The organism is Nonomuraea candida, assembly GCF_000725485.1.
In the GTDB taxonomy this organism is placed as follows: Bacteria; Actinomycetota; Actinomycetes; order Streptosporangiales; family Streptosporangiaceae; genus Nonomuraea; species Nonomuraea candida.
Window position 1 is genome coordinate 330,239 of the sequence record NZ_KL647031.1, and the last position, 17,352, is coordinate 347,590.

General features: G+C 72.5%; 16 protein-coding genes. All 16 read left to right on the top strand.

Annotated elements, in window-relative coordinates:
* The first annotated feature begins 58 nt into the window (after positions 1–58).
* The 16 genes from IO39_RS45455 to IO39_RS45540 all read left to right on the top strand — a co-directional run bounded on the left by IO39_RS45455 (position 59) and on the right by IO39_RS45540 (position 17,313).
* Positions 59–1,864 (top strand): ABC transporter ATP-binding protein, encoded by a 1,806-nt coding sequence (locus tag IO39_RS45455; RefSeq protein ID WP_084774689.1) that lies wholly within the window; start codon positions 59–61, stop codon positions 1,862–1,864.
* Complete coding sequence (locus tag IO39_RS45460; protein WP_043638768.1) at positions 1,861–3,750, top strand: ABC transporter ATP-binding protein; 1,890 nt, start codon at positions 1,861–1,863, stop codon at positions 3,748–3,750. The genes IO39_RS45455 and IO39_RS45460 overlap by 4 nt, the downstream gene beginning before the upstream one ends.
* A 303-nt stretch (positions 3,751–4,053) precedes the next feature.
* A complete protein-coding gene (locus tag IO39_RS45465; RefSeq protein ID WP_052424205.1) occupies positions 4,054–4,308 on the top strand; it encodes an STAS domain-containing protein in 255 nt (84 codons plus the stop codon).
* 68 nt (positions 4,309–4,376) lie between these two features.
* A complete protein-coding gene (gene hisI, locus IO39_RS45470) occupies positions 4,377–4,724 on the top strand; it encodes a phosphoribosyl-AMP cyclohydrolase (RefSeq protein WP_157549867.1) in 348 nt (115 codons plus the stop codon).
* A gap of 5 nt (positions 4,725–4,729) precedes the next feature.
* Complete coding sequence (locus IO39_RS45475; protein ID WP_052424206.1) at positions 4,730–5,317, top strand: Trp biosynthesis-associated membrane protein; 588 nt, start codon at positions 4,730–4,732, stop codon at positions 5,315–5,317.
* A gap of 109 nt (positions 5,318–5,426) precedes the next feature.
* The gene (locus IO39_RS53840; RefSeq protein WP_052424207.1) at positions 5,427–6,113 is read left to right on the top strand and encodes a DUF4190 domain-containing protein; all 687 of its coding nucleotides are present in this window, start codon (positions 5,427–5,429) and stop codon (positions 6,111–6,113) included.
* A gap of 156 nt (positions 6,114–6,269) precedes the next feature.
* On the top strand, positions 6,270–6,887 hold the full coding sequence (locus IO39_RS53845) for a CD225/dispanin family protein (protein WP_245642634.1): 618 nt from the start codon (positions 6,270–6,272) through the stop codon (positions 6,885–6,887).
* Between the two features lie 47 nt (positions 6,888–6,934).
* Positions 6,935–7,366 (top strand): DUF2752 domain-containing protein, encoded by a 432-nt coding sequence (locus tag IO39_RS45500; RefSeq protein ID WP_043638773.1) that lies wholly within the window; start codon positions 6,935–6,937, stop codon positions 7,364–7,366.
* 143 nt (positions 7,367–7,509) lie between these two features.
* Positions 7,510–8,349, top strand: coding sequence for an indole-3-glycerol phosphate synthase TrpC (gene trpC / locus IO39_RS45505; RefSeq protein ID WP_043638776.1), 840 nt, complete (start codon positions 7,510–7,512; stop codon positions 8,347–8,349).
* Between the two features lie 41 nt (positions 8,350–8,390).
* On the top strand, positions 8,391–9,596 hold the full coding sequence (gene trpB, locus IO39_RS45510) for a tryptophan synthase subunit beta (protein ID WP_043639774.1): 1,206 nt from the start codon (positions 8,391–8,393) through the stop codon (positions 9,594–9,596).
* Positions 9,597–9,781: 185 nt separating this feature from the next.
* Positions 9,782–10,576: a tryptophan synthase subunit alpha gene (gene trpA, locus IO39_RS45515; RefSeq protein WP_043638779.1), complete on the top strand. Its 795-nt coding sequence runs from the start codon at positions 9,782–9,784 to the stop codon at positions 10,574–10,576.
* Positions 10,577–11,012: 436 nt separating this feature from the next.
* Positions 11,013–11,486, top strand: a complete 474-nt coding sequence (locus IO39_RS45520) for a MauE/DoxX family redox-associated membrane protein (protein ID WP_245642635.1) — start codon at positions 11,013–11,015, stop codon at positions 11,484–11,486.
* Entirely contained in the window at positions 11,486–12,250 is a 765-nt protein-coding gene (locus IO39_RS45525) for a DsbA family protein (protein WP_043638784.1), read from the top strand. Before IO39_RS45520 ends, IO39_RS45525 begins: the two co-directional genes overlap by 1 nt.
* Positions 12,251–12,360: 110 nt before the next feature.
* Positions 12,361–13,488 carry a prolipoprotein diacylglyceryl transferase gene (lgt, locus tag IO39_RS45530; RefSeq protein WP_439331508.1) on the top strand — a complete coding sequence of 376 codons (1,128 nt, stop codon included), beginning with the start codon at positions 12,361–12,363 and terminating at the stop codon, positions 13,486–13,488.
* Between the two features lie 2,521 nt (positions 13,489–16,009).
* Complete coding sequence (locus tag IO39_RS45535; RefSeq protein ID WP_043638788.1) at positions 16,010–16,717, top strand: hypothetical protein; 708 nt, start codon at positions 16,010–16,012, stop codon at positions 16,715–16,717.
* A complete protein-coding gene (locus IO39_RS45540) occupies positions 16,717–17,313 on the top strand; it encodes a hypothetical protein (RefSeq protein ID WP_043638791.1) in 597 nt (198 codons plus the stop codon). The genes IO39_RS45535 and IO39_RS45540 overlap by 1 nt, the downstream gene beginning before the upstream one ends.
* Positions 17,314–17,352 lie beyond the last annotated feature (39 nt).

Genomic DNA, 17,352 nt, shown 5'->3' on the forward strand with positions numbered 1-17,352 from the left:
GAAACGTCATACTTGAGAGGAAGCTCACCGAGTGGCGAACAAGGTCACCTCGGCCGTGATGCGTCAGGGACTCCGCGTCCTTGGGGTGGCCATTCGCACAGAGAAGGCGGTGTTCGCGCTGGCGGTCATCGCCAGCGCCGTCTACGGCGGCATGACCGTCGCCTCCGCCTGGGCGCTCGGGTGGGCGACGCAGAACGTGGTGCTCACCTCGTTCGCCTCCGGCGCCGTCGCGCCGGGCGTGCTGTGGACCGGCGTGCTGCTGATCTTCGGCACCGCGCTGCTCAAGGCGCTCGGCGTCGCCGGGCGGCGCATCCTGGCCGGCGTCATGCAGTACCGCATGCAGGCCAGGTCGCGCAGGGACGTCACCAAGCAGTACCTGCGCCTGCCGCTGTCGTGGCACCACCGCCACCCCACCGGGCAGCTCCTGTCGAACGCCAGCGCCGACGCCGAGGCCGCCTGGGCGCCGCTCGCGCCGCTGCCGATGGCCGTGGGCGTGGTCGTCATGCTGGTCACCGCGGCGGTCGCGATGCTGTTCACCGACCTCGTGCTGGCCCTGGTGGGCTTCCTGATCTTCCCGGCCATCGCCCTGCTCAACCTGGTCTACCAGCGCCGGCTCAGCCCGCTGGCGACCCGGGCCCAGCAGTTGCGCGCCGAGGTCAGCGAGATCGCGCACGAGAGCTTCGACGGCGCGCTCGTCGTCAAGACGCTCGGCCGCGAGGACCTGGAGACCGAGCGGTTCCGGCGGCGCGCCCACGAGCTGCGCGACGCCAACATCGCCGTCGGCCGGGTGCGCGGGCTGTTCGACCCGCTGCTGGAGGCGCTGCCCACGCTCGGCGTGCTCGCCGTGCTGGCCGTCGGCTCCATGCGCCTGTCCGCGGGCGCGATCGACGCCGGCGGGCTGGTGCAGGTGGCCTACCTGTTCACGCTGCTGGCCTTCCCGATCAGGGCGCTGGGCTGGGTGCTGGCCGAGCTGCCGCGCAGCGTCGTCGGCTGGCAGCGGGTGCAGGCCGTGCTGGAGGCGAGCGGCTCCATGGAGTACGGCTCCGCCCGGCTCACCTCCACCGCCCCCGCCGAGCTGGCGGTCCGCGACGTCTCCTACGCCTACGGCGAGGCCGAGGTGCTGCACGACGTCGCCTTCGACGTGCCCGCCGGCCGCACCGTCGCCCTCGTCGGCCCCACCGGGTCGGGCAAGTCCACGCTCGTGCAGCTCCTGGCCCGCCTGGTCGACCCGGACGCGGGCCGGGTGCTGCTCGACGGCGTGGACCTGCGGGAGCTGCCCTACGGGGAGGTGGCCGCCTCGGTGGCGCTGGTGCCGCAGCAGACGTTCCTGTTCGACGACACCGTGCGCGGCAACGTCGCGCTCGACGCCGCCACGACCGACGAGGACGTGTGGGCCGCCCTGCGCCTGGCCCAGGCCGACGGCTTCGTCAACCGCCTGCGCGACGGCCTCGACACCCGCGTCGGCGAACGCGGCGCCTCCCTGTCCGGCGGGCAGCGCCAGCGCCTGGCCCTGGCCCGCGCGGTGGTGCGCCGCCCCCGCCTGCTCGTCCTCGACGACGCCACCTCCAGCGTGGACCCGCAGGTCGAGGCCAAGATCCTGTACGGGCTGCGGGACGCCGCCGAGGCGTCGACCGTCGTGGTCGTCGCCTACCGCATGGCCACGATCGCCCTGGCCGACGAGGTCGTCTACCTGGACAAGGGCCGCGTCGTGGACCGGGGCCCGCACGACGAGCTGATCGAGCGCTGCGCCGGCTACCGCAACCTGGTGACCGCCTACGAGCGCGAGGAGGCCGAGCGCGCGGCCATCGACGTGCCCGCCGCCCCCGACGCGGGCGAAGTGGAAGAGGAAGAGGTCGGCGCATGACCGCGCAGAGCACGAAGCGCGACCAGGCCGCGCAGAGCACGAAGCGCGACCAGGCCGCGCAGAGCACGAAGCGCGACCCGGCCGCGCAGGGCATCCAGCGCGACCCGGCCGCGCAGAGCATCCAGCGCGACCAGGACCGGTCGGCGCTGGCCACCATCCGCCACGGCCTGTCGCTCACGCCCGAGTTCCGCAAGGGCCTGGCCGGCACGCTGGCGCTGGCCGTCATCGCGACCATCGGCAAGATCATCGTGCCGATCGCGGTGCAGCAGACGATCGACACGGGACTCAAGAGCGGCACACCCGACATTTCGTACATCACGCGCGCTGTCGTCATCTGCGCGGCGGCCGTGGTGCTGACGGCGCTGGCCGCCTACGTGATGAACGTCCGGCTCTACAAGGCCACCGAGTCGTCGCTGGCCACCCTGCGCGTACGCGGCTTCCGCCACGTCCACGACCTGTCCGTGCTCACCCAGAACACCGAGCGCCGGGGCGCCCTGGTCTCCCGCGTCACCAACGACATCGACCAGATCAGCAACTTCATGCAATGGGGCGGGCTGATGATCATCGTGGCGGCCGGCCAGCTCCTGGTGGCCACCGTCCTGATGTTCGTCTACTCCTGGCAGCTCACGCTGCTGGTCTGGGCCTGCTTCATCCCGCTGATGATCGCCCTGCCGCGCTTCCAGCGGCTGCTGTCGCGGGCGTACACGATCGTGCGCGAGCGCACCGGCGACATGCTCGCGGCGGTCAGCGAGTCCGTCGTCGGCGCCGCCGTCATCCGGGCCTACGCCTCCGAGCAGCGCACCGCCGAGCGCATCGACCGGGCCGTGGACGCCAACAAGCGGGCCCAGACCAGGGCCCAGACCATCGTCGGCTTCGTCTTCCCGCTCACCGAGATCGTCGCCGCCGTCGCCATCGCCGGCGTCGTGCTGCTCGGCGTGCGGCTCGGCCTGTCCGGCGACATCACCCAGGGGCAGCTCGTCGCGTTCCTCTTCCTCGTCACGCTGTTCGTCTCGCCGCTGCAGACCGCCACCGAGGTGCTGAACGAGGCCCAGAACGCGGTCGCCGGCTGGCGGCGCATCCTCGGCGTCATCGACACCCCGCCCGACGTGGCCGACCCCGGCGAGACGGGCGTGGAGCTGCCGCGCGGGCCCATCGAGGTCGCCTTCGAGAACGTGCACTTCTCCTACCCCGGCGGCGTGCCCGTGCTGCGCGACGTCACGGTCGCCATCCCGCCGCGCTCGCGCGTGGCCGTGGTGGGGGAGACCGGGTCGGGCAAGACCACGTTCGCCAAGCTCCTGACCCGGCTCATGGACCCCGGCTCCGGGCGCGTCACCGTGGACGGCCACGACCTGCGCGAGGTGCGCTTCTCCTCGCTGCGCGAGCGCATCGTCATGGTCCCCCAGGACGGCTTCCTGTTCGACGGCACGCTGGCCGACAACATCCGCTACGGCAAGCCGTCGGCCACCGACGAGGAGATCGAGCTGGCGCTGACCGAGCTGGGCCTGGCCGACTGGATGGAGGGCCTGCCGGCCGGCCTGGACACGCCGGTCGGCCAGCGCGGGGAGTCCCTGTCGGCGGGCGAGCGCCAGCTCGTCGCGCTGGCCCGCGCCTACCTCGCCGACCCCGACCTGCTCCTGCTGGACGAGGCCACCTCCGCGGTGGACCCCGCCACGGAGGTACGGCTGGCGCGCGCCCTCGAAGGCGTCACCCGCGGCCGCACGGCCGTCTCGATCGCGCACCGCCTGTCCACGGCGGAGAACGCCGACGAGGTCCTGGTCTTCGACGGCGGCCGCCTGGTGCAGCGCGGCCCGCACGCGGAGCTGGTCGGCCGGCCCGGCGTGTACGCCGACCTGCACGCCTCCTGGGTCTCGGCCGCCCGCTCCTGACGCCCCTTCCCGTCCGCCGAGCCCGCTCCGGCCGGGAAGGGGCGCTCGGCCAGCCCCGTACGACGCTCGACCTCGTACGACGCTCAGCCTCGTACGACGGTCGGCGCAGGCCAGGATCTCGACGTGCCCCGCCGACTCGGCGTCGGCGAGCCCCGGAACGAGCGGCGCCAGCCAGCCGCGCGTGCGCCCGGGGCTGTCGGTGTGCGTGAGGATCACCACCCTGGTACGGCGGCGCAGGCCGTTCAGGGTGAAGACCCGCGTGGCCGTGCGCCGCTCCCGCTCGCCCTCGAACGGCAGGCACACGTGGTCGCCCAGGTCGGGATCGAGGGCGCCGCCGGCGACGTGCACCACGATGGTGACCTCCCCGAGGACGGGCTGACCTTCATCGACACGACGGGGCTGGGCGTGCTGGTGCGGCTGCTGGTGGCCTCGCTGCGTGACAGGAACGGCACCATGTCCCCGGTCGCGCCGGACGGGCCGGTGCTGCGGCGGCTGCGCCGCACCAACCTGGTGCGGGTCTTCCCCGTCTACGACACGCTCGCCCAGGCTCTGGCCTGAGGCGGGCGGCGGGCCCCGGCGGGGGCTCGTTGGCGGGGTCACCGGGCCGGGCTGGTTGAATGGGCGGCATGTCGCTCGATCCCAAGATCGCCGCGCGGTTGAAGCGCAACCCCGAAGGGCTGGTCCCCGCGATCGCCCAGCAGTACGACACGGGCGAGGTGCTCATGCTCGCCTGGATGAACGACGAGGCCCTGCACCGGACGCTGACCACCGGAAGGGCGACCTACTGGTCCCGCAGCCGCGGGGAGTTCTGGGTCAAGGGCGACACCTCGGGCCACGTCCAGCACGTCAAGTCCGTGGCGCTCGACTGCGACGGCGACACCATCCTGGTCAAGGTCGACCAGACGGGCGCCGCCTGCCACACCGGCGACCGCACCTGCTTCGACGCCGGCCCGCTCGAGATCGCGCTCGGCTGACCGCGATGGAGACCGACGAGCGGGCGGCCGGCCGCCGGGAGCTGTGGGTCTGGCTGGCGGGCACCGCGCTGGGCTGCCTGCTGGTGCTGGTCGCCGCGGGCCGGGCGTGGGTGCGGGTGCTGCAGGGGGCCGACGTCGCGGCGCCGGCCGGCGGCGACCTCAGCCCCGCGCTGAGCCCCGTGGCGCTGGCCGGGCTGGCCGGCGTGGTGGCCGTGCTGGCCACCAAGGGCCTGGGCCGCCGCCTCGTCGGCGCGCTGCTCGCGCTGTGCGGCCTGGGGGCCGGGGCGGCGACGTGGGCGGCGCTCGACGGCGGCGGCGTCACCGCCTGGCTGCGCGAGCAGAACGTGCTGCAGGGCGCCGCCGGCATCCCCTGGGAGAGCGCGCCCCTGTGGCCGGCCGTCTCCGCCGTGGGCGCGGCGCTGATGCTCGCCGGCGGGGTCGCGGCGATCGTACGCGGCGGCAGGTGGGCCGGCATGTCGGCGCGCTACGACAGAGGGGCGGCCAAGCCGGGCGGCGCCGCCGGGCGGCCCGAGGACGACAAGGCGCTCTGGGACGCGCTCGACCGGGGCGACGATCCCACCGATCACCGCTGATATCCGGCGATGGCGAATTCTCCACTGTTCTGAACCCTTCCCTCCCCGGCGGGCGTTTCCTCAATAAGCTGCCGTTGCAACTCGTCACGAACACTTGGGGAGCCGGCTCATGAGCTACGGGGATCAGGGCGCCAACGGGGGCTACGGCGCGCCACCGCCGAACCACGGCGACGGCTACGGGCAACAGCCCCAGACCGGTGGCGGGTACGGCCAGCCGCCCCAGAGCGGCGGCTACGGGCAGCATCCTCAGAACGGCGGCGGCTACGGCCAGCCTCCCCAGAACGGCGGCGGCTACGGGCAGCCGCCCGCCGGCGGCGGGTACGGCCAGCAGGCGGGCAGCGGCGGGTACGGCCAGCAGGCCGGCAGCGGCGGGTACGGTTACGGGCAGCAGCCGTCGAGCCATCCCCAGCAGCTCGGCTACGGCCAGCTCCCCCCGAGCGGCGGCTACGGCCAGCAGCCCCCCGGCCCCGGCGGGTACGGCCAGCCGGGCTACGGCCCCTACGGCCCGCACGCGCAGTCCAGGCCCACCAACGGCATGGCGGTGGCCTCGCTCGTCCTGGGCATCATCGGCCTGGTCTCCTGCGGCGTCACCAGCATCCTGGGCGTGATCTTCGGGCACGTCGCGCTCAACCGGATCAAGCGCACGGGGGAGGAGGGCTCGGGCATGGCGATGGCCGGCCTGGTGACCTCGTACATCGCGGTCGTGATCTGGGTGTTGTGCTGGCTGATCTGGGGCGGCTTCGTGCTGTCGATCCTCGGCCTGAGCGCGGCGGCCACCTCTTCCTACGGTTATTGACCGGCCGGTAACCCGTTCGCAGCGTAGCCGCACCGTGACGAGCCGCTTGCGGTCCGATTACGAATTGTCCGCAAAGTGGGCGTTAATCCACGTAGGAGATGGTTTCTCGCTAGAGTGCCGCGCGCACCTCGAATCAAAGATGCGACATAAGGGGTCATGAGCATGAGTTACGGCAACCAGGGCGACGGCGGTTACGGCGCCCAGCCGCCCGGCGGGGGTTACGGCCAGCAGCCGCCCAGCGGTGGTGGCTACGGCGGTTACGGCCAGCAGCCTCCTAGCGGTGGCGGTTACGGCCAGCAGCCTCCGAGCGGTGGCGGCTACGGGCAGCAGCCCCCGAGTGGCGGCGGCTATGGCCAGCAGCCTCCCGGCGGGTACGGGCAGCAGCCTCCGAGTGGTGGTGGCTACGGGGACTACGGCCAGCAGCCCCCGAGCGGTGGCGGCTATGGCCAGCAGCCCCCCGGCTACGGGGGCGGTTACGGCGGCCCGGGCGGGCCCGGCGGCACCCCGCCGGACAACCACCTCGTCCCGGCCATCCTCACCACGCTGTTCTGCTGCCTGCCGCTCGGCATCGTGTCGATCGTCAAGTCGTCGCAGGTCAACCAGAAGTGGCAGATCGGCGACTACGCGGGCGCGCAGCAGGCGTCCGAAGAGGCCAAGACGTGGTGGAAGCGCAGCCTGATCGTCGGTGCGATCATGATCGGCCTGAGCATCATCGCGTACGTGCTGTTCTTCGTGATCCTGGCCGCCAGCATGTCCTCCTACTCGTCGTACTGAGCCGGCGCACCACGATCGGCACGTACGGGAAGGCGGATACTGGGAACATGAGCATCGCAACAACCGGGCGGGACGAGCGCCGGCGTCTGAAGGACCTGCTGCCGCCGCTCGGTGTTGCGGCCGCCACCGGCGCGGTGTTCGCGTTCGTCGGCGTAGTGGACCCCAACGAGCAGGGCCACTACCCGACCTGCCCGTTCCTGGCGGTCACCGGCCTCTACTGCCCGGGGTGCGGCACGCTGCGCACCATCCACGCGTTGGCCCACCTCGACCCGGTCGCCGCGATCGGCCTCAACCCTCTCGCCGTGGCGACGATCCCGTTCCTGCTGTTCTGGTGGGGGCGCTGGGTCGTGCGGGCCTGGCGCGGCGGGCCGCGGCGCACCACGCTGGCCCATCCGGCGTGGCTGTGGGCGTTCATCGCGATCATCGTGGTCTACTGGGTCGTCCGTAATCTGCCATTCGGGGCGTTTCTTGCCCCCTAGCCGCCGACAGGCGGCCGGCACTTGGGGGTACCAGTGGTGAGGTGACCCCACCCGGGCCGATACCATCGCAAGACAAGGCAGAGAGCGGACGCGAAGCGAACTCTCCGCCGCCCCCAGAAGCCGACCGGAGGGACCTCAAGCGCGTGAGTGAGCGGACGGAAGGGCCGAGTGTCCTCGACGACATCCTCGACGGGGTGCGCGCCGACCTCGCCGCACGTCAGCAGGCCGTCTCGATTGACGAGCTCAAGCAGCGGGCCGAGCGGGCACCGGCGCCCAGGGACGCGATGGCCGCGCTGGGAGGCGACCGGATCTCGGTGATCGCCGAGGTGAAGCGCTCCAGCCCCTCGAAGGGCGCGCTCGCCGCGATCGCCGACCCGGCGGCGCTGGCGGCCGACTACGAAGCGGGTGGCGCACACGTCATCAGCGTGCTGACCGAACGCCGCAAGTTCGGGGGCAGCCTCGAAGACCTGGCCGCGGTGCGGGCCAGGGTCGACATCCCGATCCTGCGCAAGGACTTCATCCTCACCTCCTACCAGCTCTGGGAGGCCCGCGCCCACGGCGCCGACCTCGCGCTGCTCATGGTCGTCAGCCTGGAGCAGGAGGCGCTGGTGTCCCTCATCGAGCGGGCCGAGTCGATCGGGCTCACCCCGCTGGTCGAGGTGCACACCGAAGAGGAGCTCGAGCGGGCGGTCGCCGCCGGCGCCCGGGTCATCGGGGTCAACGCGCGCAATCTGAAGACACTCGAGGTCGACCGCGACGTCTTCGCGAAGCTGGCGCCGAAGATCCCCGATAATGTGCTCAAGATCGCCGAGTCGGGCGTGCGCGGCCCGCACGACCTGCTCGCCTACGCCAGGGGCGGCGCCGACGCCGTCCTGGTGGGGGAGAGCCTGGTCACCGGCAACGACCCGCGCAAGGCTGTGGAGGCGCTGGTGACCGCCGGCGCCCATCCGTCGACGCGCCCCGACCACTCAGCAGAGGGATAGCAGCAGTGGCAAACGAAGGCACCATCCTGACGGCCGCCGACCTGGCGGGCAACGGCGCATACGGCAACGATCCCGACGTGCACGGCAAGTTCGGCATCTTCGGCGGCCGATACGTGCCCGAGGCGCTCATCCCGGCGCTCGACGAGGTGGCCTCGGTCTACGAGAAGGCCAAGAACGACGCGCAGTTCCTGCGCGAGTTCGACCACCTGCTGCGCACCTACGCGGGCAGGCCGACCACGCTGACCGACGTGCCGCGCTTCAGCGAGGAGGCCGGCGGCGCCAGGATCGTGCTCAAGCGCGAGGACCTCACCCACACCGGCGCCCACAAGATCAACAACGTGCTGGGCCAGGCGCTGCTGACCAAGCGGCTGGGCAAGAAGCGGGTGATCGCCGAGACCGGCGCGGGCCAGCACGGCGTGGCCACCGCCACCGCCGCGGCCCTGCTCGGCCTGGAGTGCGTCATCTACATGGGCGCCGTCGACTGCGAGCGCCAGGCGCTCAACGTCGCCCGGATGAAGCTGCTCGGCGCCACCGTGGTGCCGGTCACGAACGGCTCGCAGACGCTGAAAGACGCGATCAACGAGGCCTTCCGCGACTGGGTGACCAACGTCGACACCACCCACTACCTGTTCGGCACGGTCGCGGGCCCGCACCCGTTCCCCGAGATCGTGCGCGACTTCGCGCGCATCATCGGCGTCGAGGCGCGCCGCCAGATGCTGGAGCTGACCGGCAAGCTGCCCGACGCGGTGTGCGCGGCGGTCGGCGGCGGCAGCAACGCGATCGGCATCTTCCACGCCTTCATCGGCGACGAGGGCGTGCGGCTGCACGGCTACGAGGCCGCCGGGCACGGCCTCGACAGCGGCGAGCACGCGCTGACCCTCACCGCGGGCTCGGTCGGCGTGCTGCACGGCTCGCGCACCTACGTCCTGCAGGACGACGAGGGCCAGACCATCGAGTCCCACTCGATCTCGGCCGGGCTCGACTATCCGGGCGTCGGCCCCGAGCACGCCTGGCTGAAGGACTCCGGCCGCGCCTCCTACCACGGCGTCACCGACGACCAGGCGATGGCCGCGTTCTCGCTGCTGGCCAGGACCGAGGGCATCATCCCGGCGATCGAGTCCTCCCACGCCCTGGCGGGCGCGCTGGAGCTGGGCCGCGAGCTCGGCCCCGAGGCGACCATCCTGGTCAACCTCTCCGGCCGCGGCGACAAGGACATGGGCACGGCCATGAAGTACTTCAACCTCTGACACCTCCGGGTCCCTGACGGCCTGCGCCGGGCCGGGCGCGGGCCCGCGACACGTCTTCCGCCCGACCGGCGCGGGGGTTCTGCCGCGGGTCCGCGACACGTCTTCCGCCCGACCGGCGCGGGGGTTCTGCCGCGGGCGCGCGGCAGGGCATCATGGGGGAGACTCGACCTTCGAAACGGACAGACATGACGACTCTTCAGACGGTTTTCGCCAAGGCGAAGGCGGACAACCGGGCCGCGCTCGTCGGCTACCTGCCCGCGGGCTTCCCGTCCAAGGACGGCGCCATCACCGCCGCCGCGGCCCTGGTGGAGGCCGGCTGCGACGTCATCGAGATCGGCCTGCCCTACTCCGACCCGCTCATGGACGGCCCGACCATCCAGGACGCGGTGCACAGGTCGCTGACCAACGGCACGCGCATCGCCGACGTGATGCGCACGGTCGAGGGCGTGGCCGCCACCGGCGCCGCCACGCTGGTCATGACCTACTGGAACCCGATCGACAAATACGGCGCCGACCGATTCGCGCGCGACCTGGCCAACGCCGGCGGCGTGGGCACGATCACGCCCGACCTGACGCCGGAGGAGTCCGAGCCGTGGCGGGCCGCCTCGGCCGCGGCCGGCATCGACACCGTTTTCCTGGTCGCGCCCAGCTCGACGGAGGCGCGCATCAAGGCCGTCGTCGACTGCTGCACCGGTTTCGTCTACGCCGCTTCGCTCATGGGCGTCACCGGTGCCAGGGAGACCGTCAACGTCGCCGCCGAGGGGCTGGTCAAGCGCACCAAGGCGCACACCGACCTGCCCGTCTGCGTGGGCCTGGGGGTCGGCACGGGCGCGCAGGCGGCCGAGGTGGCCGGCTACGCCGATGGCGTCATCGTCGGGTCGGCGTTCATCCGCCGCATCCTCGACGCGCCCGACGAGGCCGCGGGCCTGGCGTCCATCGGGGCCCTGGCCGGGGAGATGGCCAAGGGCGTGCGCCGCTGAGGCGCGTCCACGACCGCTGATCGGGCTGAGCGCGGGTTCCCGTCCGGGAGGCCGCGCTTCGCCGTGTCAGGAGAGGGCCTCAGGCGGGCCTGAGCCCGGCGTACGGCGGGGACCAGCGGTTTCGCCGGGCGATGGACGCCGCCGTGGCCGGGGCCCTGAACCGGCCGCTCACGCGTCGCCCCGGCGAACGGCCCCTCCTGGCGGCTCTCGTCACCGTCTCGTCCCCGTTTCAGAGGCGTTGCGTAATTTCTTACATTGGTAGTTAAAGGTGGAAACACGCCCAGGTCATCGGCGGAAACCTCGCTTAGCTGATGCTTATCCTCGGCGTGATCGGATGGAGTCACCGGTACTGTGCGCCATCCCGGCGCAGAGACAGAGGAGAACACTTGTGGCCGCGTCACAACCGTCACCTAAGGCGAGAACGGCGATACCCTGGGTGACGACCGTCGCCCGGCTCGTTCTGGGCGGGGTGCTGATCGCGGCGGGTGCGCTCAAGATCGGCAACCCGGCCGACTCCGTCGTGGCGGTCAAGGCATACCAGTTGCTGCCCGAGTCGATCGCCGTCACGGTGGGCTACGCCCTGCCGATCCTGGAGATCGTGGTCGGCGTGCTGCTGGTCGTCGGTCTGCTGACCAGGGTGGCCGCGGTGATCGCGGGGCTGCTCATGCTCGCGTTCGTGTTCGGCATCGCGTGGGCGTGGGCCAAGGGCCTGCGGATCGACTGCGGCTGTTTCGGCGGCGGCGGCCAGCTCGGAGCGGGGCAGGAGCCCACCTACCTGCTCGACATCGTGCGCGACTTCGGTCTCGTGCTGCTCGGCGCCTGGGCCGCGCGTTTCCCGCCGGGCCGGTTCGCGCTCGACGGTGCCCTCGGCCTCGGGGGCGACAATCGTGATGAGGGGGAGGACAACTGATGGGCAAGGGCGAGCGCACGAAGACGAAGTCGCAGTCGGCGCGCGAGAAGATCAAGGCACAGCAGGCCGCGCAGGCCGCCCGCGACAGGCGCCGGCGGATCGTGACCTACACCACCGCCGGAGTGGTCGCGGTGGCCGCCGTCGGGCTGGGCTGGTGGTATGCCGCCAGCATCTCCCGCTCCGAGGAGGCCACCAGCGCCCTCGCGCCGATCACCGTGCAGGCCGACGGCAGCGTCGTGATGGCCAAGCCGGGCGTCAACGCGCCGGTGGTGGACATCTATGAGGACTTCCAGTGCCCGGCCTGCAAGGAGGCCGAGCGGGTCAGCGGCCAGACCTTCAAGAACCTCGCCGCCGAGGGCAAGGCCAAGGTCGTCTACCACCCGATCACGATCTTCTCGCAGGAGCCGACCAAGTCCAATTCGGTGCGCGCGTCCAACGCGGTGCGCTGCGTCGCCGACGGCAAGCAGTGGATGGCCCTGCACGACCTGCTCTTCGAGAACCAGCCTCCGGAGAGCGAGGAGGGCTTCAAGGTCGATCAGCTCAAGGAGTGGGGCAAGGAGGCCGGCGTCACCGACCCGGGCTTCGACGCCTGCGTGACCTCGCAGAAGAACGCCGACGCGCACCTGGCGTACAGCAAGAAAATCGGTGACGAGCAGAAGCTCACCCACACGCCGACAGTGAAATTGAACGGAACAGAAATAGACAATCAGGTGCTCTTCAGTCCGAGTCAGCTGCGCGATGAGATTACCGAGGCGGCTAAGTAGGCTCGCTTCCGCTACCCTCACCTGACATGCCCCTAGCCTCGATTCCCAGCCCCGCCGAAGGGGTCTGGTATCTCGGAATCATCCCGATCCGGGCTTATGCGCTATGCATCGTGCTCGGCGTCATCGTCGCCGTCTGGCTGAGCGAGCGGCGCTGGCGCGCTCGTGGTGGCGAGAAGGGGACGATCATTGACATCGCCGTCCCCGCCGTCATCTTCGGCCTGATCGGCGGTCGCCTCTACCACGTCATCACCGACTGGCAGACCTACTTCGGCAGCCGTGCGATCAAGGAGCCCTACCAGGCGCTGTTCATCTGGGAGGGCGGCCTCGGCATCTGGGGCGCGATCGCGCTCGGCGCGCTCGGCGTCTGGCTGGCCGCGCGCAGGCGCGGCCTGTCCATGGGCGCCCTCGCCGACACGATCGCCCCCGGCATCGCCTTCGCGCAGGCCATCGGCCGCTGGGGCAACTGGTTCAACCAGGAGCTGTACGGCTCGCCGACCACCCTGCCGTGGGGCCTGGAGATCGACATCGATCACGGCGGCGAGCCCGGCGTCCTCTACCACCCGACGTTCCTGTACGAATCGCTGTGGGACGTGGCGCTCGGCTTCCTGCTCATCCTCGCCGGCCGCCGCTTCGCGCTGCACCACGGGCGGCTGTTCGCCCTCTACGTCGCCGGTTACACGCTCGGCCGCTTCTGGATCGAGGGGCTGCGCATCGACCCGGTGGGCGGGGTGGACCACGCGGTCGAGTTCCTCGGGCTGCGGATCAACCAGTGGACCTCGATCGTGCTGTTCGTGGCCGCGCTGGTGTACTTCTGGGCGACCAGGAACAAATCGGGGGTGGAGGTCGTGGTCTCGCCCTCGTCCGCCGCCCACGACGCCGAGTCCGGCGACCCGCTGCACGCCACCGGCCAGTCCGACGAGGGCGTCGACCCGATCCACAAGAGCGGCCAGTCCGACGACGGTCTCGACCCGCTGCACGCGGCGGGGCAGTCCGACGAGGGCGTGGACCCGATCCACAAGAGCGGCCAGTCCGACGACGGTCTCGACCCGCTGCACGCGGCCGGCCAGGCGGACCCCGACAGGGAAGCCACGGCCGGCGCCGGCCCGGCCTCATCGCAGCGGTCCGAGGGGCCGTCCGAGCCGGAGGGCTCCGGCGAGAGCGAGACTCCGAAGACGGAGGACGACGGGGCGACGCTTTCCGACCCCGAAACGGCGACAAAGGAGAAGAACTCGCGATGAACGGTCGCGCGAAGATCCACCACCACCGTCGTGGCGTCACCGGAGGCCGCCCACGGCCCTCGGTGCCGGGCGCGATGGGCGGCCTGGTGCCGAACTTCGCGCTCATCGCGAACACCCTTCCCGGCACCGGCCCCGGGACCAGAAGCGGCACTGTCACCAGCGCCGGCACCGGGACCGGGACCGGGGTCGGCACTGGCGCCGGGAGCGGGAGCGGCACTGGTGCTGGCGCGACCGTCGGCGTCACCCCTGGCTGGTCATCCGTGGGGGGCGGCGAGTCAGGTCCGGCGGGACTGTGATGGCCCGGAGAAGAGGCCCGTCCGGTTCCGGCGGGCGATCGAACGACGACCGCACCGGCCGCGGCCGCACCAGCCGCCACCTGCCCGGTTCTGACGACCCCGGCCTCCAGGACCACGGCCCCGCCGGCGGCGCGCGGCACGGCCACGGCTCCGGCAGCACCTGGCCAATCCAGGGCGCCGACCTGGGCGGCTGGGACGGTCAGGGTGCTGACACGGGCGGCTGGGGCGGTCAAGGGGCCGACCCCGGCGGCTGGAGGGGCCAGGCTCAGGGCAGCGACTCCAGCAACTGGGGAGGCCAGGGTCAGGGCACCCACCCCGGCGGCTGGGGCGACCAGGGCCGGGGCGCCGACGCAGGCGGCTGGGGGGACCAGGGCCGGGGCGCCGACACGGGCGGCTGGGGCGGCCAGCCCGCTGACCCCCGTGGCTGGGGCGCTTCGCAAGGTGCCGACCTCGGTGGCTGGGGCACCTCACGGAGTGCCGACCCCGATGGAGGCAGCCGAGCAACGGCAGGCATGGACACACCGGCGGCAGGCACCGACGCCAACCGCCGAGGCATGGATGGCAACCGCCATGGCATGGACGGTAACCGCCGTGGCATCGACGGCGACCGCCGATCGGCCGCGGGCACGGACATCACCGGCTGGCAGGCCGCAGGCACGGGCCCCGGCCAGCGTTCTGCCGCACGCACCGACAGCACCGGCTGGCCCGCCACCGGCAGCAACCCTGGCGCCTGGCCCACCACGAGCACCGACGGCGCCGGTCGGCCGGCGACGGACCCCGATCCTGGCCGTCGCTCGGCTGCCGGTACGGACAGCAGTGATTGGTCCGCTGCGGGCGCCGATGGTAGTGGTCGGCCGGCTGCCGGCGGGGACGGCAGCGTGTGGCCGGGCACTGGCACTGATGGCGGCGGTTGGCCTGGGGCGGGCGCGGACGCCGGTCGTCGGCCGGCGAGCGGTACGGACAGCAGTGGTTGGTTCGCCGCGGCCACGGACAACAGCGGTTGGCCGGCGGCCCGTGCCCAGGGTGGTGCCCCGTCGCCGGGCGGCACCGATGGGGGCGGCCGGCAGGCCGTCAGCGGCGAGCAGGCGGGGACAGGCGCGGAGGCGGTCAGGCGCTCGACGGGCAGCCGCAGCCGCCGGAGAGCCGCCCGTTCACGCGACGCCGGCCGCTCTCCCGAACCCGCAGGCGGCGAATGGCCGGCCGCGACGACCGATGGCGGAGGCCGGCCCTCGTCCGATGCCGTGACGGATGGCGGCGGTCGTCCGTCGCGGGCCACGTCGACCGATGGCGGAGGCTGGCCCTCGTCCGGTGCTGCGACGGATGGCGGCGGTTGGCCTTTGGCGGGTGCGGGCGCTGATGGCGGTGGGCGGTTCCCATCCGGCACCGCAGAGGATGGCGAAGGCCGGTCCTCCTCGGGAACGGCCGACGCCGTTGGACGACGGTCCTCTTCGGGGACGGCGGCTGAAGATGGTGGACGACGGGCCGCTTCGGGGGCGGCCGATGGCGGTGGTCGGCGGGCCGCTTCGGGGGCCGACGGCGATCAGCGGAAGAGGCGTGGTGGCCGGGGGCGTGGTTCCCGGTCGGACGATGAAGGCTGGTCGGCGGCGGCCGACGTCGAGGGCACGTGGCCGCCGAGGGACCTGCAGAACGTGCGCTCCGTGAGCAGACTCGGCCGTGGCCGGCCGGCGGGCGGCGGCCAGGTCGGCGGCAAGGACACGGACACGGCCGCGGGCTGGGAGACGGACGCCGGAGGCGGCAGGGGCGGCGTGGACGCCGGCCGGGGATCCGGCGACGACAGAGGTGCCGGGCAAGGGGACCAGGGGCCCGGTGACAGAGGTGCTGCGCAAAGTGGCCGGGGGTCCCGTGGTGACGAGGGCGCCGGCCAAGGTGGCCGGGGATTCTTTGGTGACGAGGGCGCTGGGCAGGGTGGCCGGGGATTCTTTGGTGACGAGGGTGCCGGGCAGGGTGGCCGGGGGTCCCGTGGTGACGAGGATGCTGGGCAAGGCGTCCGTGGGGCCCGTGGTGACAGGGGTGCCGCCAAGGGCGGCAGGGGGGTCGGCGGCCTGCGTGGTGCTGCGAAGGGCGGCAGGGGATCAGATGGCGAGCGAGGTGTTGCGGAGGGTGGCCGGGGGGCCGGGGAGAAGCGGCGGCGTACCCCTCGGTCCGACTGGCAGTTCCCGCTGCTCACCGACTGGGGTCTGCGCCCGGAGCAGCAGCGGCTCATCGTGATCATCGCCACGGTCGTCGGCGTGCTGGCGGGCGGTGCGGGGCTGGTGACGGTCGTGACGTCGCTGGGCACGTACACGCCGGAGCGGCAGGCCAGTGCGGCGGTGCTGGGGCCGGACACGGTCGTGCCGGAGGTGTTCCACGGCTGGAACTCGCCCAAGCTGTTCGACCCCCTGGCGGAGCGGACCAAGGACGCCAAGGCGCTGACCCAGAAGGAGGTGTTCGACCAGAACGAGCTGGCCGTCTCCAAGAAGCTCAAGCTCAAGCTCGTCGCCAAGAAGCTCGACAGCGACTGCTCGGCGGCGCTGTGGGGTGCGAACCTCCTCGAACGGGTGACGGAAGCCGGATGCACCCAGGCCGCCCGCGGGCTCTACACCAGCTCCGACGGCCGCTACATCGGCCAGTACACGTTACTCAACCTCAAAGACGGCAAGTCGGCCGGCGAGCTGGTCGAGACCTTGAAGACTCTTTACCGTGGCGGTTGGGTGCGGCCCCTCACCTCGTCCAGGGCCGCCTTCCCCCCGGGCGGCTACTCCGAGGCGGGCGGTTACGCGCTCGGGCACTACGTCGGGCTGGTGTGGGTCGGCCGGCTGGACGGCGCCGAACCCACGGCCAAGGACGACTTCGTCTCCCTCACGATGGCACTGCGGGCGGCGGAGCGGGCCGTCTACCGCCGCGTCGTCTCGATCACGGGACCGGCCTCCTGATGGCGCGTGGTCTCGTCATCTCCGCGGCGCTCGTCGTGGCGGCGGCCGTCGCCGTGGGCGGGTGGTGGTGGCTGGGGCGGGAGGAGCCTCGCCCGGCCACGTTCCACGCCGAGCCCACCTCGGCCTTCTACGCCGCCATCGACGACCGCCGGAACGACGCCGCCCCGCTGACCGCCGAGGAGGTCTTCACCTCCGAAGCCCGGACCCTGGGCAACCTGCGCCTGGTCGAGACGCATGAGTTCACCGACTGTGACGAGGTGCTCTGGGGCGCCGCGGCCGCCGGCTGCACGCAGGCGCTGCGGGCGACGTACGAAGGCGGGTCCCTGGCGGGGCAGTTCGTCATCTTCAACCTGAGCGACGGGCGCGCGGCCGACGCGCTGGTGGCGGCGCTGCGCAAGGACGGGTTCGTCCGGCAGGGCATCGCCTTCGAGCCCGCCGGCAGCCGGGCGCAGGCGCGCGCCATGGGGCATTTCGTGACGGTGAGCTGGGCCGGCGGCTCCACGGCGGCGGCGCGCGGCCAGGACCTGGTGAGGGCCCTCATCGCGCTGGACGGCCTCGGCCGCGTGGTCCAGGGCCGCATCGTCGCCGCCACCTGACCCGCCGGCCCCCGCCCGGCTCTGCTCTCCCGGAGCGGA

What these genes read in the sequence shown, in the direction of transcription:
- IO39_RS45540 (WP_043638791.1), top strand. Translation starts at nt 16,717, where the DNA reads ATGGCGCGTGGTCTCGTCATCTCCGCGGCGCTCGTCGTGGCGGCGGCC.
- IO39_RS45475 (WP_052424206.1), top strand. Translation starts at nt 4,730, where the DNA reads ATGGAGACCGACGAGCGGGCGGCCGGCCGCCGGGAGCTGTGGGTCTGG.
- IO39_RS45500 (WP_043638773.1), top strand. Translation starts at nt 6,935, where the DNA reads ATGAGCATCGCAACAACCGGGCGGGACGAGCGCCGGCGTCTGAAGGAC.
- trpA (WP_043638779.1), top strand. Translation starts at nt 9,782, where the DNA reads ATGACGACTCTTCAGACGGTTTTCGCCAAGGCGAAGGCGGACAACCGG.
- hisI (WP_157549867.1), top strand. Translation starts at nt 4,377, where the DNA reads ATGTCGCTCGATCCCAAGATCGCCGCGCGGTTGAAGCGCAACCCCGAA.
- IO39_RS45455 (WP_084774689.1), top strand. Translation starts at nt 59, where the DNA reads ATGCGTCAGGGACTCCGCGTCCTTGGGGTGGCCATTCGCACAGAGAAG.
- IO39_RS53840 (WP_052424207.1), top strand. Translation starts at nt 5,427, where the DNA reads ATGAGCTACGGGGATCAGGGCGCCAACGGGGGCTACGGCGCGCCACCG.
- IO39_RS45460 (WP_043638768.1), top strand. Translation starts at nt 1,861, where the DNA reads ATGACCGCGCAGAGCACGAAGCGCGACCAGGCCGCGCAGAGCACGAAG.
- IO39_RS45525 (WP_043638784.1), top strand. Translation starts at nt 11,486, where the DNA reads ATGGGCAAGGGCGAGCGCACGAAGACGAAGTCGCAGTCGGCGCGCGAG.
- IO39_RS53845 (WP_245642634.1), top strand. Translation starts at nt 6,270, where the DNA reads ATGAGCATGAGTTACGGCAACCAGGGCGACGGCGGTTACGGCGCCCAG.